This is a genomic window from Pseudoalteromonas atlantica (assembly GCF_043641955.1).
Lineage (GTDB): Bacteria > Pseudomonadota > Gammaproteobacteria > Enterobacterales > Alteromonadaceae > Pseudoalteromonas > Pseudoalteromonas atlantica_A.
In genome coordinates, this window is sequence record NZ_JBHZRV010000003.1 from 168,725 (window position 1) to 185,140 (window position 16,416).

The window sequence follows — 16,416 nt, forward strand, 5'->3', positions numbered from 1 at the left end:
TTCCTCAATTTTGCATTATTTAAATTTCTTTGGGTATACTAACTTAATTACTTAATCATGGCTTTAATCACAAAAATTCGCTGCAAATTCAACTTTAGATGTGATTGATTCAAAGTACTTTTGACTTTTAGCTAGCTGTTCTAATTTTACTTCCTCTATTGCACGATCTTCTAAGCAATTTTTGTTCCATGAGAATTGGCGTCGTGCTCGAACATCGCCTATAAACTCGTTTAACATAATTAAACACCACTTTAGCTGAGTTAATTCAAACGCGATTAAGAAGGCGTTGCGTTGCATTGAAATAGGTTGAAATAGTTTGCTATCGAAAAATAATTTCAAAGATGTCAAATCAACAGGAATGGCGGGTTGTGAAAAAAAATCACACAATAGCTTCCAACTCGTATCAATACCTGCGTATTCGAAATCAAAAAAGATTAACCTTTGTTTTGTCTTTATTGCGTTATGAAAACCAAAATCTGAAGGAGATAAAATGCTTCTTTCATGCTCTATTGTTCCATTTTCGGATAATCTGCAACGTATTATATCAGCTCTAGTTTCGATCCTTTCTAAAAGTTCATTTAAGCATTTATTGTATTGAGTTGTTTTGAACCTGGCGAGGCGATTTTCTATAATGGTATGAAAACCAAGCAGATTTGAAGGGCTCTCTGAGGCGGTATTCAGGTGTGTATCACAAAACGGGATATCATTAATTTGCTCAATAAATCGAAGTGCATCTGAAACTAATTCAGGTGAAGAGCATTCAATATTATCGCCTTGTACAAATCGAAAAAGGCTTACATAATGCTGTTTGTATAAATTAATTGGCTCAGGTATTGATCTAACCCCGTTTTGCCACAAGTACTGCGAAAAATTAAACTCATTAGAGAGTTTATGGGGAGATTGGGCGTGGGAAGGAGAAAATGACTTTAAAAAGTAATTTCCTCGGTTAGATGATATTTGATAACCGCGATTATTGGCCCCACCCACTAAAGCAGTTATAGTCATTTCATCAGTGTCTAATGTGTGTTTTAGCCAAAGTCTTATTGTTTCATTTATCATATTAACCTTAGGATATCAGACCATTTGGTAATTTGAGTTAAACTCTTGTAGTTAGAGTTAATATTGAACAAGACTTTTCTGCAATGAACTGGGAATAACTCATGACAAAATATGGATTCTAAATCATCGATAAATAAGTCACAGTTAAGTCTAGCAATACATAACAATTTTGCTTTTTTCGTCTCATTAAAATTTAGGTCAAACTCTGAGAATGGTGAGTCGATTGAACCCGCAAACCTATGGGACTTTAGCCAATTAGTTGCAGCTTCATGAAAGTTTACCTTTTCACCAACAATCGGATGGCGAGTCTTGTGAGAAATTAAAACTAACTCGTGTCCCTTTGTTTTTAACTGTCGCAAAGCATCTAAGCAGCCCTCATAAGGTCGGGCTCTATTAATCTCTTTCCCATATACGATACCTTGTAATTCAGTCCACTTTGGTTCATTTCCAGTATTAATAAAATATGCTTTCACATCTTCTTTTGTTTGTCCCACTTCTTTTGGAAGCCAGCCTAGTTTCACCCCAACGTGATGAAACACACCTGTATAGTCGGCAATAGTATTATCAAAGTCGATACCGATAATCATATTACAGCTCTATTTTTTAGTGTTGTGATTATATCTAAAACAGTTAAACCTGCTTTTTTACGTGCATCTTCAGTACTATGAACTTGATCAATAAACCTATCTGGGATACCAAAACGGTGTACTCTTAGTGTTTTAGGTTGTTCACTAATATATTCAAGTACGGCACTGCCAAAGCCGCCATTCACATTGTGCTCTTCAAGAGTGATGATATGTTCAAAGCGCTCACAAGCTAATGCTAAATATTGAGTATCAAGGGGCTTTACTGTATGAAAACTAACAAGCTCGGCGTTAATGCCTTTACTTTGAAGTTCAATGAGCAAATCATTCGCGAGTGGCATAATAGTGCCTGTTGCTAATATTGCGACTGTTTGACCCTCTTGCATTATATATGCATGTCCAAACTTTAAGTCAGGTAAAATTTTGTGAACCTTTGGCTCATTTTTTTTACCAATTCTAAAGTAACACGGCTGGTTGAGTTTGATTAATTGGGGCATTAATACGCTAAGTTCGTCTGAATCGGCAGGGCATACAATATTCATATTTGGCAAGCTTCGCATTAACGCGATATCTTCAAACGAATGATGTGTGGGCCCTAAATTAGCATATGATAAGCCTGAGCCAGTGCCAACGATGATAACGGGTTGGTTTTGGTAAGCGATATCTATTTTTATTTGTTCAAAGTTTCTCGCTGTAGTAAATGGCGTAATGGTATAAATAAAAGGTTTTTGGCCCATCATTGCGGAGCCCGCAGCCATTGATGCCATATTTGCTTCGGCGATGCCTGCATTGATTGTTCTATCGGGAGCAGTTTCTTTTAGGTTATTGAATAAACGATTACCGATATCAGCGTAGAAAAGCATTAAAGTTGTGTCGGATTTAGCTAATTCAGTCAAACAATTTGCAAATGCATTTCTCATTTTAGGCCCAACTCCTGTTTTGCTTTTTCAACTTCATCTTGAGTTGGTATACGATAATGCCAGTTGTTATCGTTTTCCATGAAAGAAATACCTTTTCCTTTAATTGTATCAGCGATTATACACACCGGTTTGTCGTAAGATTGCGCATCCTTTAAAGCATCGCTGATAGCCAAAATATCATGACCATCAAGGCGAATTGTGTGCCAGCCAAATGCCCGCCATTTTTCTTCTAATGGTTCAAGGTGCATTATTTCACAGCTTTCACCAGTGCCTTGAAGTTTATTAAAATCAATGATGGCAACGAGATTGGATAATTGTTTACCGGCTGCAAACATGGCCGCTTCCCAAATCGTTCCTTCATTGAGCTCACCATCGCCCATGAGAACATAAAAGCGATTGGTTCTTTTTTGAATTTTACAGGTTAATGCCATGCCTGTTGCAAGTGAAAGTGCATGGCCAAGTGATCCTGAAACGGTATCAACTCCTTTAGGGGAGTTTATGCCGGGGTGCTCTTCAAAAACAGAGTCGGTTTGGCCGTGTTGATAAAGATCTGCCACTGGGTAAAAACCCCTATAGGCAAGTGTGGTATAAAGTGCGCTTGCAGCATGGCCTTTACCAAGCAAGAAGTAATCCCTGCTTGGCATTGATGGTGTTGATGGTTCTACATTGAGTACTTGCCAATAAAGTGCTGTTAATATATCAGTACATGACAGTGAACTACCCAAGTGTGGGGTTTTTGTTTTACTCGATACGTCACATAAAGTGTATCGTATTTTTGCTGCTATTTGCTCTAAATTCATAGTTATCTCTATGGTATGAACCAGTAAAAATCACCAGTGTAACCATGGTCTTTAAAGAATACCTTCCAATCATCAACATGCATGATGGTCTTTGCGGTTAATGCCCATTCGAGCATACGCTCTTTTTCTTCATCATTTCGATAGGCATCAACAGTTATAAATGACTTTCCTTTACTTACACGTTCAATTTCTTGTAACGCGATAGAACATTCTTTTTCATCTAAATTATGGATAGTATTGATTGACATAACGACATCAAAGCTGTCGTCATCGAAAGGTAAACTCTTTGCATCCCCTTGTTGAAGTAGGTGTTTAACTTCTTCTTTGGCATGCTCTAGAGCATAACTAGAAATATCTAACCCAGCTAATTTTATACCTTTGATATGCTGTTGCAGGTCATAGAGCATGAAGCCTTTGGCGCAACCTACGTCCAGTAAAGAACTTTCTTTTGTTAATTGAAAGTGAGATTGAAGATCAGGAACAACCGGTTGCCAAAAGCGAGACATGTAGCTAAAGCCACCGTATCCATAGGTGCGATCACCATCAAAAAAATCTTTACCATATTGGCGAGCAATTTCTCTATCAGCTTCGGTAATTACATTGGCTCTTCCCTTGGTGTCTCTTTTTGATTTAGGGTAGTTTTTTAATAAATCTAATTCTTTTCCTAGCATGAATACCTCAGGCTTTATGAATATAGTTATATGGTTGTGTTTTTAGATTATCAAGGTTGCTTTTGACCCAATCAATTGTTTTGGCAAGGCCGTCTTCGAGTGAAATACTGTCTTGCCATTGTAATTCTGATCTGATTTTTTGAGTATCAAGCAGGTAAGCAGCGTCTTTTCCAAGTCGGTCACTTGTTATTTCACATGTCTGTTCAAATGGGACGTTTAACATTTTGCATAACATCTCCACAATTGCGCGGATTGTGATCATACGCTCTGTTGAAATATGATAAATTTCGCCATTAATTCCTCGCTCTCCAATTAACTGTGTTGCAGTAGACACATCATCAATATGGATAAATGAGCGGGTAGAGTGGCCGCCGCCATGAAGCGGTAGCTTTTTGCCTAATAATATAGACAGTATTGTTTTTGGAATTATTCTATACAGTTGTTGTCCTTCACCGAACACGTTGGCTGCCCTAGTAAAAACAACAGGGAAATCATAAACATCAGAAAATGTATGAAGACTCATATCAGCTGCTGCTCGTGATACAGCATAGGGCGTGCTTGGTTGGTAGTTCCGATGCTCAGGAACCAATCCTTCGCAGCTACCGTACACTTCAGGTGTAGAGATATGTATGTATTTATCTAAACTGTCGAGTTGACGAAGTGCATTGTGTAATTTGATAGTTGACACTGCGTTGGTCATAAACCAATGCTCTGGGTATTCCCAGCTTTGTCCCACCATACTTTGGGCTGCAAAGTTATAAACTGTGCCAACATTCTCTTGTTTGATGAGTGCTAATATTTCATTTAAGTGATGATTTAAATCGAGTTGTTTAAATGCTAGATTCGTTGTGTGGCAATCTTGCCATTTATAAGGTAAGAGGGCATTAACGGGTTCACTAGAGCGGCTGATCGCGAGGATTTTTTTACCTTGCTTTAGCATGTGAGAGCAAAAAGAGGCGCCTGAAAAAGAGTTACTTCCTATAACAATAATTGGTGAGTCAGTCATTTTGTAATTCCAGATAAAGAGCTTTCATTAAAATATGCCCGACAATAACTTGGGTATCTTCTGATATTTGCATATCCTGGATTTCGAAATGGAAAACTTGGTCAAGCATAGGCTTAACTTTACCGCCACAAAATCCTAAAATACCCACCGTTTTCATACCAATATCGAGTGCTTGTTGAGTCGCTCTAATTATATTTTCAGAGTTACCACTGCCAGATAAAATTAGTAAAATATCATGACTATTCGCTTTAACTTTTAGCTGATGTGCAAAGATATTTTCATAACCAATATCATTACCTAAGCAAGTTAAAACAGAGCTGTTAGCAGGTAACGCTTCAACTTTAAGTGCATTACCTTGCGGGCTTATACCAAATGTAAAGTCATTTGCTAGATGGATTGCATTTGCAGCCGAACCACCATTTCCACATAAATACAACGTGCCATTATTTGCTTTCATAGTTAGCAAAGAATCAACAAGGATTTTAATTTTTTTGCTATCTAGCTGTTTTAGCACAGCCGTTAGGCTGGCTATATAGTTTGTTGTTAGGTCTTCTACTAAATCATTAGGTACCGCTGGGGTTCGCTGGTTGTTAATCATAGAACCTCTCTTTGCATCCATTTAAGGTTGTAAAAATGATCTTCATCTTTTAGTAAACCTTGTTTGTAAGCTGTAATAATCTCGGTAATGGCAGTGTCGACATTTTTATTGGGTGTAAAACCAGTTGCGAGTAATTTATCTGAGTTAATACGGTAACAACGAGGGTCATTTGAAGGCGTTACATCAATCTCACACGCTATTTTAGCCTGCACCATTTTTGCAATATCCATAATTGAAATATTTTCAAACCCTGCATTAAACACACCTGAGACTTTATCTGGATTATCTAACATATAAATATAGAGATCCGTGATATCGTCAATATGAATATTTGGTCTGACTTGATCGCCACCAAAAACCGTAATCTTTCCATTTTTCAGAGCTTGCATTGTCAGCATATTAACAGAAACATCTAAACGCATACGTTTAGATACGCCGCATACGGTTGCTGGGCGAACAATTTGGACCGCCATATCGCTGGCATAACTAAGTAAAACACGCTCTGCAACCATTTTTGTTTTGTTGTATTCTGAAATAGGTTCAAGCGTTAAGTCTTCAGTTACATGTTCTTCATCTTTTATACCGTATACGCTACCAGATGACGCATAAATAAACTGCTTCACCCCAGAGCGCTTTGCTTTATCGGCTAAGCGCATAGTTGCTAACGCACTCACTTCCCATGTTAATTTAGGGTTTAAATCACCACAGGGATCGTTTGCGATAGAAGCAAGATGAATAATAGAATCCACACCGTCTAAGTTAATCGTATCAGTGTCGCGTACGTCACCTTTAATGACTGAGAGGTTGTCATGAGAGGGCAAAAAATTACCAAACCATTGGGTGTCAAATGCGATTACGCGATGGCCTAAAGCCAGTAGCTTTGGAACCAATGCGGTTCCTTTATAGCCAGTTGCACCGGTAACTAATATTGTTTTTGGATTCATTTAATATTCTCTAATTCTTTGGGAGTCATAAATATAATGTTCAATGACATACAATTATTATGCCTAACTTAAGTAGATTTTTGCTCTACGTGTTTATTTATATCGGTGATGTGAGGGTTTTCCTTTAATGTTTTTATTAAATCATTATAAGAAAAATCAACTTTATTCAAAAAGTGCTCATAAACAGTGGTAATTGCTTTGTAATCGTCTGGTTCATCAAGTGTTAGGCGAAAGTGGCTATAATCTTCATGCGCACTGAATGTGTGGGTCGTTATGGTATTAAATTTTGCCATGCCTAACGTCACATGTTCACGATCGGCGGGTGATGTGGCTTTTAAATAAGTATTTTCTAATAATTTGAAAGAAAAAGCACAACAATCTAGCCCCCTAGGGTAACCACTGTGCGGGCCTAAATTAACCATGTCATAATTTTGACTCGTTCTTTCATTAATGACTTGCGTACAAAGCGCCTCATCAATCAAGGGGCAATCACTGGTTAACCTGACTATGGTTGTTGATGGTTTTGCGCCATAATGCTTTGCAGCTAAATAATAACGACTTAGCACGTCGTGCGTGTCGCCTTGATAGGTTTTTATATTTAACTGCGCGCACAAATCTAAAATGGGTTGTTCAGTTCCATCATTCGTCGTTGCAATAATGATATGTTTATGCCAACTAGGTAAGCGTTCAAGCATAACTTGTAACACGGGTTTGCCACACAGTGGTAACATCACTTTTGCAGGCAATCGAGTTGATGTCATACGTGCTTGAATTATTACTAATACATCAGACATGTTTAATGGTAATCATAATTATTATTGAGATAAATATAGCAAATCATTACACTCTTGCACATAACTTAAAGGTTAAAATCCTTTTGGATCAATGTGATTTATTAATTTATAAGCTAGTCGAATAGGTTTAGGTATAAAGTTTGCTTAAATGTAATGGTTTTTGACAGTGCAATTTAGGGATCGTAAATGGCGTTTTATTCTGAAATTACCATTAATGGTAGAACTATCGGGTCAGGCTACCCTGTGTATATTATTGCCGAAATGTCAGCTAATCACGGGCAAGATTTAGAGCAGGCAAAGGCGTTGGTAAGGGCGGCTAAAGAGGCTGGAGCGGATGCAATTAAGTTGCAAACGTACCGTGCAGATACTTTAACGATGGATTGTAAATTACCGCACTTTGAAGCAACTGGGCCATGGAAAGGGCAATACTTATATGATCTTTACGAAGGTGCATATATGCCATGGGATTTTCATGCTCCGTTGGTCCAATTGGCAAATGAAATAGGTATAACAATTTTCTCTTCTCCATTTGATGACTCTGCTGTGGATTTATTGGAATCGTTAGATTCACCGGCATATAAAATTGCTTCACCTGAGTTGATTGATCATGCGCTGATTCGAAAAGTCGCAGCAACTGGAAAACCGATGATCATGTCAACCGGTGGTGCAACCCTTTCTGAAATAACTGATGCCGTTCAAGTTGCAGAGCAAGCGGGGGTGAAAGAGTTGTGCGTATTAAAATGTACTAGTACTTATCCAGCCCCTGCAGAGTCAATAAATTTAGCCACAATTCCTCATCTAGCGGATAGTTTTAAATGCCCGGTAGGTCTGTCTGATCATACTTTAGGTAATGATGTACCCATAGCATCAGTCGCTTTTGGCGCACATGTTATCGAAAAACATTTTGTATTAAGCAAAGATGATGAAACGGCTGATAGCTTTTTTTCAATGACACCAGATGAACTTAAAGCATTAATACATGGTGTTCGACAAGTCGAAAAAGCGATTGGAACTGTACATTATCCTCTTAAACCTTCACCTAATCGCCGTTGCTTATACACGACTAAAAATATTGAATCAGGAGAGATTTTAACCGTTGATAATGTTGCGAATCTTCGACCGGGTGGTGGTGAGTTAGCCCCAAAAGAATTACCGAATGTTATTGGTAGGAAGGCGCGCCTATTTTTACCTCGCGGTACACAGCTATGTTGGCAGGATATGGAATAATTAGATGATAAATGAAGAGTTATTGCAGGATTTTTTTTGTGATTTTTTAATCGCACGAGGCATTCGTATTTCCAAGGAAAAAATTAATAATTTTAATTTTATTGGCTCCGGTAGCATTGATTCATTTGAAATTCTTAGCATGATTATGGAGCTTGAAATGCTTACAAATATTCATCTGAGCCCTGATGAACTCATGGATGAAAATAATGCAACTGTGGGTGGTTTGATTGAAACGCTATTGAGTAAGCAATGAATATTGTAGCTCGGGTTTCTACGTGTTTAGGTATTGGACATTTAATGCGAATAAAGTGGCTGTTACTTGAGCTGCAGTCAAGCGCGCAGTCTAATATCACTTTGGTTTTGGATACGCAAAAAGCAGATATAACTCCTTTTATACAAGAGTTGGTATGTGTTGATATACACTTTGTTGAAACGGGGTCTAAACAAGATTTAGCTACTTTACTATGCGCAATAAAAACTTCAAATGCTGATTTGGTTATAATCGATCATTACGATTTAAATATTGAATATGAAAAACAAATTTCCGATGCAGGCACTAAATTAGCTGTTTTCGATGACCTAGGTAGAGAGCATGATTGTGACTTTTTATTCGATGCTAAATGGGAGGGGGAGCTAACTCAAAAACGTTATGATGGAAAGTTACCAGCAAAAACTCAGCGCTTTTTAGGACCTGATTTTTCATTATTAGCGCCCCCTTTTAGCCAAGCTTTGCATGCGCGACTTTTACGCAGTAAAACTAAAGCGAATGTTCTTTGTTCCTTAGGCGGTGGTGGCGACTTGAGTGTTTTTGCTTCATTAGTTAATTCAGTACCTCATAAGCTACATAGTCAGATCCAATTCACGGTTGTAGTTGGTCCTAAAGCTGAAAATAAACAGGTTATTACTCGCCTTGGGGAGAAATTTAAAAATATAACTACTTTATGTTCTCCTTTATCTATAGCAAACGAATACCGCAATACTGATTTATTTATTGGAGCATTGGGTACATCGTTATACGAGCTGGCCGCATTAAAAGTACCTGCAATCACATTCTCTATCGCAGCTAATCAAGAAAATGATATAACTCACTTACAGCAATTAGGGCACTTTTTACATCTAGATGAACTCTCAGATTCCCAAGCATGTTTATTAGGATCTCAGCTTGGCAACTTTATATGTTGTTTACCTCGAATAAAAAAACTACGTAATAATACAAGTGTTACTGTTGATGGTTTAGGTGTAAAGAGAGTTGCGGCAATCTTACAAGCGCAGCAATATCATGTAAGTGATAAAAATAATCACGTTAAGGATGGCAACTACATTACGCAGCTGACTGGTGAATTCTCAGTACGTGAGGTTCAAGATAGTGATATAAATAATTACTTAGCTGCTAGGAATTTATCAAGTAACTCGCAGAGGATGACCATTAACGCAGAGATCCCAAGGCTTAAACATTATCTATGGTGGTTTCGAAGTGAAAGGCAATCTTATGTTGTTGAACAAGCTGGTGTGCCTTCTCTATATATATGGCATCAGCATGTATCGATCAATACAAATGACTACCTATATGGAGGCTGGTTTACGGCGTGCAATGATGTGCCTTTTAATCTAGCTATGTTGACTTTACAATGGCAACTTGATTTTTGTAGGGCTAGCCACCCTGAGGCTATTTGGCTTGCGGTGATCCATAAGGATAATAAATTCGTCAATTTATTAAATAAATATATGGGGTTTGTTGCTACGCCTACGGACTCTATTGAATATAAAACTACGCAAAAGCTATTCCCTTTAGCCGATGAGCAATTTAATTTTGTAATGTGGGATCCAAATGCACAATAAAAATATATATCAGCTTGTCCAGTCACACACGGTTACTCAACCTGATAACGTTGCGTGTATATATCAACAGACCCAAGTTAATTATCAACAGCTAATAAATAAGGTAGATTCCTTAGCTGCAGGCTTTACTCGATACGGGATTAAGCAAGGACATAAAGTCGCTTTATTTTGTCCAAATAACCTAGAGTTTGTATATTGTTTATTAGCTGCGGCTAAGCTGGGCATTGCGCTTGCGCCACTACCACTAACTCTTAAAGGGCAAGCTTTATCAAAAGCGTTACAGGTAGCTGATTGCAGTTACGCGATTGCATGGGTGAGTGTTGCAAATCAACTAATAAGAAACGATTTATTGCCTAGCGATAAAGTCATTTCAGTAGGTGGTGATATTGACGGAGTAACGGACATGGCTTCGTTAATGTCATTATCTATTGAGCAAAGTAATTCTTTTTCAGCGGATATTAACGCTCCTTTTATTCTTACTATGACTTCGGGCTCAACCGGTCAGCCTAAACCAATAGTATTCACTCAATCGACTAAAATTGTTCGCGCATTTGATGCGACTGTTCAATATTACCAATTAGATAAAAGCGATGTTGTGATGGTTTCAACTCCTTTATATCATTCACTTGCACAGCGTTCACTGCTGATGCCGTTAATGTTAGGTGCGAGTGTGGTTATATTACCCAAGTTTTCTGTAGATGCTTGGCTTGATGCGATTGAAGTTCATAAAATAAGCTTTTTATTTGCTGTTTCAAGTCAATTAAAAGCTCTACTTCCAAAGTTAAAAAAAGCGCAATTAACAAGTTTAAAATGTGTAGTATCATCTTCAGCTACCCTTGAGAGTGAAGATAAGAAGCTGCTCTTATCAGCCCTTAACTGCCGCTTTCATGAATGCTACGGAGCATCAGAAATGGGGGTTATCAGTGATTTTGATATAACTCAACCTAATGTTCCGATTAATAGTGTAGGTAAACCTTTACCAAACTTGAGAATAAAAATATGTGATTCTGAGCGTCACACTTTACCTAAAGGCAGTGTTGGTGAAATAGCTTGTTGCTCGTCTACTGCATTTTTGGGATATTATAATTTACCAGAGCAAACAGCGCTAAGTTATGATAATGAAGGGTACTTTTTTACCGGAGATTTAGGCTATCTGGATGATGATGGCTACCTTTATTATGTAGGCCGAACTAAAGAAGTAGTCAAATCTGGGGGAATAAATGTTTATCCAAGCGATATAGAGTTGGTGAGCAATTACTTACCTTGGGTGGTTGAGTGTGCAGCATTTGGTATAGAGGATGAAAAGTTCGGAGAAGTTATTTTGCTAGCATATGTATGCAGCGATAAGGCACCTAGTAATGCAAAAGCTCAATTACAAATGCATTTACTAAAAGAGCTAACTGATTATCAACAACCCCGAATTTTATTTGATATGGTGGCTCTACCAAAAACAGAAATGGGTAAGATTCATAAACCAAGCATTAAACAGGCATACTTACAGGGTAAAGGGTGACCTAAATGCCTTCCCAAGTAAGCGTTTGTGTTGAGCGTTTTGCGGCAGCAAACAGATTTAAACCATCTGCTGCATGCTCTAAACCAAACACATAAGGTTTCTTGCTTTTTTGACCTTGCTGAAAAGATGTTAGCTCCTCGGCTATGTCGCTGTATAAGTTTGCAAACGCTTCGACAAAGCCAGTGGGATGGCCTGGCTTCATTCGGTTATATCTAAATTGGTGTGCGTAATCGCATTGACCTGCACGGTCTAATATTTCCCTTCGACCATCATTAAAATTAAGTTCTAACTCATCGGGGTTTAGTTGCAGCCACTTGGCACTCCCAATATCACCATAAACTCTAACTTGTAGTCCATTTCTGTGCCCAATCGCTGTTTTCGACATCCACATGCTACCTTTGATGCCACTGGCGTACTTTAATAACATTTGTACGTCATCGACTAAGTCAATGTATTGAGAGTGGTTACTAAATTCAGCAAGGGTGTGACTTGGCTCTTCATTTAATAAAAAACTACTTAAATGGTGAAGGTGTACACCTAAATCTAGGCAGATTGTAGGTACTTCAGCGTCTTGCAGTCGCCATGCTTGCGGTTGCGACGTTTTACCCGCAATATCAGGAGGTCGGCGAAAGCCTTCTTGTGGCATTTCTAAATGAATTTTTTGAATTTCCCCTAACTTTCCTGAGCTAATTAAGTGCTTTAATTCTCGCACCATAGCATATCCACTGTAATTAAAGGTTACCGCTAAAAATTGTTTTTCAGGATCGTAATATGGCTTAAGTGCAGCGATTTCTTTTGGGCCGCATACCATGGCTTTTTCACAAATCACGGGTAGCTTTTTTTCAAATAAATATTGTAGAACTTCTAAATGATGTGGTGTGGGAGTGAGCACTACAAATGCATCTATATTCTCTCGTTCTATTTCGACCATCTGCTTCCAATCATCGTAAACGCGCTCTGAGGAAACACCCCAATGAACACCTGTCGCTTTGTTGTTTTCTTGGTTACGACAAAAAGCACCAGCAACAACTTGAAACTTATGATCCATGTGAGCTGCACAAAAGTGAACATAGCCAACTGCAGATGTGTTACCCCCGCCAATAAATGCGAGTTTGAACGTTGGGTGAGTTTGTAGCATAGCAGCCTCATGTTTCATAAAATGACATATTTATATCGTCAAAAAGGTTGAAAACTTTAATTTAAGATTTGATGTAAGGTGTTAATTACTAAATGCACTTCATGGTCTTGCAACGCTGGATGCAAGGGGAGGGTGATAGCCCTCTGGTAATATTTTTCAGCATTAGGGAAGTCACCAGCACTAAAGCCCATAGCTTTATAATAAGGTTGTAAATGTATTGGGATATAATGCAGGTGGCCAATAATTCCAGCAGCTCGAAGTTGGGTTATCACATTTTTGTGCTGTTCAATATCGCTATTTTTAAGTTGAACTATGTATAAATGATAAGCTGAATAGCATGTGTTGCTCTGTTGCAATGGGCGAATCAGATTAAGATCTAAGTGTGCATCATATGTTTTAGCTAAAAAGTGACGCTGGTTAACAAACTCATCAACTTTACTTAACTGACTCATACCTAATGCCGCATGCAAATCAGTCATTCGATAGTTAAAACCAAGCTCAATTTGTTGGTAGTACCAAGGGCCATGACTTGGCTCGGTCATTTCGGTTGGATCTGTGGTTAGACCGTGACTTCTTAACCTTTTCAAACGTTTTACTAAATTATCACTATTTGTTACAGCCATTCCACCTTCGGCAGAGGTGATTATTTTTACAGGGTGGAAGCTGAATATGCAAATGTCTGAAAATTCACAATTACCAACAGGTTTGTCTAAATATTTCGCACCAATAGCATGAGAGGCGTCTTCAATAATTTTAAAATCATATTTATGAGCTAGCTTGTGAATAGCTTGCATATCACATGACTGACCCGCTAAATGAACGGGGATCACAACCTTTGGTAAGCAATTATTTTTTTTGGCTAGAAGCAATTTTTTTTCTAGTTCCAAAACTGACATATTGCCTGTATTTAAGTCAATATCGACAAAATCAATTTTAGCCCCACAGTACAAAGCGCAGTTTGCTGAAGCAACAAATGAAATCGGGGAGGTCCAAACAATATCCCCCTTGCCAACGTCAAGCGCTAAACAAGCAATATGTAATGCTGATGTTGCACTATTAACAGCTACACCGTGTTTTGCTTCACAATAACTAGCAACAGAATCTTCAAATGCTGGTACTTTGGGGCCTTGTGTGAGCCAATCAGATTTTAAGACATCAACAACCGCATCAATGTCAGTTTGATCAATAGATTGTTTGCCATAGGGAATCATAAAAGTGCCTGAATATTAAATGCACGTATTTCTTCGATCGTTAAGAAGTGTGAGTTACTCAGTGAGTTGTACTCAAATCCGACCTCTACTTTATTCCCTTTCTCTTTGAGCGCATTAGTATCGAAGTCGTTGCATCGACTGCTAAATTTTATTCCTGGAGCAATAACAAAGTGGTCATCAAACTCAAAAGTGTCAAAACATAAATCGGCGGGGCACATTACTTCATGTAGTTTTTCACCTGGGCGAATACCAATGACTTTGATGGGTAAGTTTGGTGCCATTGCTTTAGCTAAGTCAGTTATTTTAATAGAGGGTATTTTTGGCACAAAAATTTCGCCACCTAACATTCTTTCGAAATTTTTAAGAACAAAGTCCACGCCTTGCTGAAGATTTATCCAAAAGCGAGTCATTTCGTTGTGTGTTATAGGAATATGATCACGGCCCTGGTCAATAAACTTTTGAAAGATAGGTACAACAGATCCGCGTGAACAAACAACATTGCCATAACGCACAACTGAGAAGGTAGTTTGATTTCCACCTGCAATATTATTTGCAGCAACAAATAGTTTGTCAGAGGCAAGCTTTGTTGCACCGTATAAGTTGATTGGATTAGCGGCTTTATCAGTTGAGAGCGCTATTACTTTTTCCACATCATTATCAAGGGCGGCATCAATCACGTTTTCGGCACCATTAATATTAGTTTTGATGCATTCCATAGGGTTGTATTCGGCGGCTGGCACTTGCTTAAGGGCTGCGGCATGTATAACGTAATTAACACCCCGCATAGCTCTTCTTAAGCGGTCTTTATCTCGTACATCACCTATGAAATAACGCATGCATGGTTGATCAAACTCTTGTTGCATTTCGAACTGTTTAAGTTCATCACGCGAGAAGATAATGATCTTTTTCGGGTTGTATCGCTCAAGTAGAGTTTTTACGTATTTTTTACCGAATGACCCGGTACCACCGGTAATTAGAATTGTTTTGTTATCGAACATAATGTTATCCAAGTTATTTATCATTGGCGTTTTTATACGCATTGTGAAATTTTGGCACTTTTCTCAGTACTTTACATATTAACTTAGTTTGATAGCAAGCACGATGCCAAGTTAATTTAATTAAACCATGGTACATAGTGCAAAAATTGGCAAATTAAGCTATAATTTAACCAATTCAGTGTGTCGGAGCCCTGTTATGAAAATTCAATCACCTTCATCAAATATTTTAAACCAAACTCAGCAAACGGGTAATAAGCTTTTAGAACAACTTGCTACAGGTAAAAAAGTAAATTCAGCAGCAGACGATGCAGCTGCTTTACAAATTATTGACCGTTTAACGTCTCAACAAAACGGTTACAGTCAGGCTGTGAACAATGCATACGATGGCATTTCTTATTCACAAGCGACAGAATCAAATTTATCTAACGTAAATGACGCTGTATCTCGTATCAAGGAGTTGTCTATTCAAGCAGGCAACGGGGCGCTGAATGACAGTGACCGCAGTGCCTTACAAGAAGAGGTTGTTCAACTTCAAAGTCAAATATCTGAAACGTTCGAAAATGCGAGTTTTGCAGGAAAGCCTTTATTTGATGGTCAAGCTGTCTCGTTTCAAGTTGGTGCTGATGCGAATATAAACCAGACGGTTAATTCTACAGACGGTAGTTTTGCCTCTGCACTATCAACTATTGATATTTCAACTCAAGCAGGTGCTCAAGCTGCGCTCGATATTAGTGAGCAAGCAAGTGAGGAAATAAATGCCCAACGCGCAGAGCTTGGGGCTTTTCAGAATACCCTGGCCAGTACAATTAAAGGGTTAGGTACCCAACAGGAAAATATTGCCGCCAGCCAAAGTCGTATTCAAGATACTAACTATGCTCAAGCTGTGTCGCAGCAAATATCTAATGATGTTTTATCTCAAGCGTCTATGGCATTACGTGGTCAAGCAAATCAATCCGCTGAGTCTATTTTAGGCTTACTATAGAGTTGATTTTAAAACAGTAATTATTAAGTATTACTTATTGCTATATCAACGGCAGTTTTTTGGCAATGATGTCAAAAAACTGCCACTCAATGCTTGCATCCCTGTCAAACTCGCTTACAATTTAGTTTATTA

Annotated in this window: 17 protein-coding genes; 5 read left to right on the top strand and 12 right to left on the bottom strand. The window is 38.3% G+C overall.

Annotation, left to right across the window (positions count from 1 at the left end; translation table 11 throughout):
• Nucleotides 1-63: 63 nt before the first annotated feature.
• The 9 genes from ACHUE3_RS08170 to ACHUE3_RS08210 all read right to left on the bottom strand — a co-directional run bounded on the left by ACHUE3_RS08170 (nucleotide 64) and on the right by ACHUE3_RS08210 (nucleotide 7,376).
• Nucleotides 64-1,059, bottom strand: a complete 996-nt coding sequence (locus tag ACHUE3_RS08170; RefSeq protein WP_394191950.1) for an aminoglycoside phosphotransferase family protein — start codon at nucleotides 1,057-1,059, stop codon at nucleotides 64-66.
• The gene (locus ACHUE3_RS08175) at nucleotides 1,056-1,646 is read right to left on the bottom strand and encodes an HAD family hydrolase (protein ID WP_394191952.1); all 591 of its coding nucleotides are present in this window, start codon (nucleotides 1,644-1,646) and stop codon (nucleotides 1,056-1,058) included. The genes ACHUE3_RS08170 and ACHUE3_RS08175 overlap by 4 nt, the downstream gene beginning before the upstream one ends.
• Nucleotides 1,643-2,563, bottom strand: coding sequence for a transketolase family protein (locus ACHUE3_RS08180; protein WP_394191954.1), 921 nt, complete (start codon nucleotides 2,561-2,563; stop codon nucleotides 1,643-1,645). Before ACHUE3_RS08180 ends, ACHUE3_RS08175 begins: the two co-directional genes overlap by 4 nt.
• A complete protein-coding gene (locus ACHUE3_RS08185; protein WP_182761102.1) occupies nucleotides 2,560-3,363 on the bottom strand; it encodes a transketolase in 804 nt (267 codons plus the stop codon). Before ACHUE3_RS08185 ends, ACHUE3_RS08180 begins: the two co-directional genes overlap by 4 nt.
• A gap of 8 nt (nucleotides 3,364-3,371) precedes the next feature.
• Nucleotides 3,372-4,034: a class I SAM-dependent methyltransferase gene (locus tag ACHUE3_RS08190; RefSeq protein WP_394191956.1), complete on the bottom strand. Its 663-nt coding sequence runs from the start codon at nucleotides 4,032-4,034 to the stop codon at nucleotides 3,372-3,374.
• Between the two features lie 7 nt (nucleotides 4,035-4,041).
• Nucleotides 4,042-5,040 carry a GDP-mannose 4,6-dehydratase gene (locus ACHUE3_RS08195; protein WP_394191958.1) on the bottom strand — a complete coding sequence of 333 codons (999 nt, stop codon included), beginning with the start codon at nucleotides 5,038-5,040 and terminating at the stop codon, nucleotides 4,042-4,044.
• A complete protein-coding gene (locus ACHUE3_RS08200) occupies nucleotides 5,033-5,638 on the bottom strand; it encodes an SIS domain-containing protein (protein WP_394191960.1) in 606 nt (201 codons plus the stop codon). The genes ACHUE3_RS08195 and ACHUE3_RS08200 overlap by 8 nt, the downstream gene beginning before the upstream one ends.
• Entirely contained in the window at nucleotides 5,635-6,582 is a 948-nt protein-coding gene (locus ACHUE3_RS08205; RefSeq protein WP_394191962.1) for an NAD-dependent epimerase/dehydratase family protein, read from the bottom strand. Before ACHUE3_RS08205 ends, ACHUE3_RS08200 begins: the two co-directional genes overlap by 4 nt.
• Before the next feature lie 68 nt (nucleotides 6,583-6,650).
• Nucleotides 6,651-7,376 (bottom strand): cytidylyltransferase domain-containing protein, encoded by a 726-nt coding sequence (locus tag ACHUE3_RS08210; protein WP_394191964.1) that lies wholly within the window; start codon nucleotides 7,374-7,376, stop codon nucleotides 6,651-6,653.
• A 186-nt stretch (nucleotides 7,377-7,562) separates the two neighbouring features.
• Between ACHUE3_RS08210 and pseI the strand changes: the two genes are divergently transcribed.
• The 4 genes from pseI to ACHUE3_RS08230 are packed head-to-tail and all read left to right on the top strand — an operon-like array spanning nucleotide 7,563 to nucleotide 11,955.
• A complete protein-coding gene (gene pseI, locus ACHUE3_RS08215) occupies nucleotides 7,563-8,603 on the top strand; it encodes a pseudaminic acid synthase (protein WP_394191966.1) in 1,041 nt (346 codons plus the stop codon).
• Between the two features lie 4 nt (nucleotides 8,604-8,607).
• Entirely contained in the window at nucleotides 8,608-8,856 is a 249-nt protein-coding gene (locus ACHUE3_RS08220) for a hypothetical protein (RefSeq protein WP_394191968.1), read from the top strand.
• Entirely contained in the window at nucleotides 8,853-10,442 is a 1,590-nt protein-coding gene (gene pseG, locus ACHUE3_RS08225; protein ID WP_394191970.1) for a UDP-2,4-diacetamido-2,4,6-trideoxy-beta-L-altropyranose hydrolase, read from the top strand. Before ACHUE3_RS08220 ends, pseG begins: the two co-directional genes overlap by 4 nt.
• A complete protein-coding gene (locus ACHUE3_RS08230) occupies nucleotides 10,432-11,955 on the top strand; it encodes a class I adenylate-forming enzyme family protein (RefSeq protein WP_394191972.1) in 1,524 nt (507 codons plus the stop codon). Before pseG ends, ACHUE3_RS08230 begins: the two co-directional genes overlap by 11 nt.
• A gap of 1 nt (nucleotide 11,956) precedes the next feature.
• On the opposite strand, the gene ACHUE3_RS08235 is transcribed toward ACHUE3_RS08230, so the two are convergent.
• Genes ACHUE3_RS08235 through pseB form a run of 3 tightly spaced genes read right to left on the bottom strand, consistent with a single transcriptional unit; the run spans nucleotide 11,957 to nucleotide 15,302 of the window.
• A complete protein-coding gene (locus ACHUE3_RS08235) occupies nucleotides 11,957-13,093 on the bottom strand; it encodes a Gfo/Idh/MocA family protein (RefSeq protein ID WP_135474915.1) in 1,137 nt (378 codons plus the stop codon).
• A gap of 56 nt (nucleotides 13,094-13,149) precedes the next feature.
• Nucleotides 13,150-14,304, bottom strand: coding sequence for a UDP-4-amino-4,6-dideoxy-N-acetyl-beta-L-altrosamine transaminase (gene pseC / locus ACHUE3_RS08240; RefSeq protein ID WP_394191975.1), 1,155 nt, complete (start codon nucleotides 14,302-14,304; stop codon nucleotides 13,150-13,152).
• Nucleotides 14,301-15,302, bottom strand: a complete 1,002-nt coding sequence (gene pseB / locus ACHUE3_RS08245; RefSeq protein ID WP_099296739.1) for a UDP-N-acetylglucosamine 4,6-dehydratase (inverting) — start codon at nucleotides 15,300-15,302, stop codon at nucleotides 14,301-14,303. The genes pseC and pseB overlap by 4 nt, the downstream gene beginning before the upstream one ends.
• A 196-nt stretch (nucleotides 15,303-15,498) precedes the next feature.
• Between pseB and ACHUE3_RS08250 the strand changes: the two genes are divergently transcribed.
• Complete coding sequence (locus tag ACHUE3_RS08250; protein ID WP_394191978.1) at nucleotides 15,499-16,284, top strand: flagellin N-terminal helical domain-containing protein; 786 nt, start codon at nucleotides 15,499-15,501, stop codon at nucleotides 16,282-16,284.
• The last annotated feature ends 132 nt before the right edge of the window (nucleotides 16,285-16,416 follow it).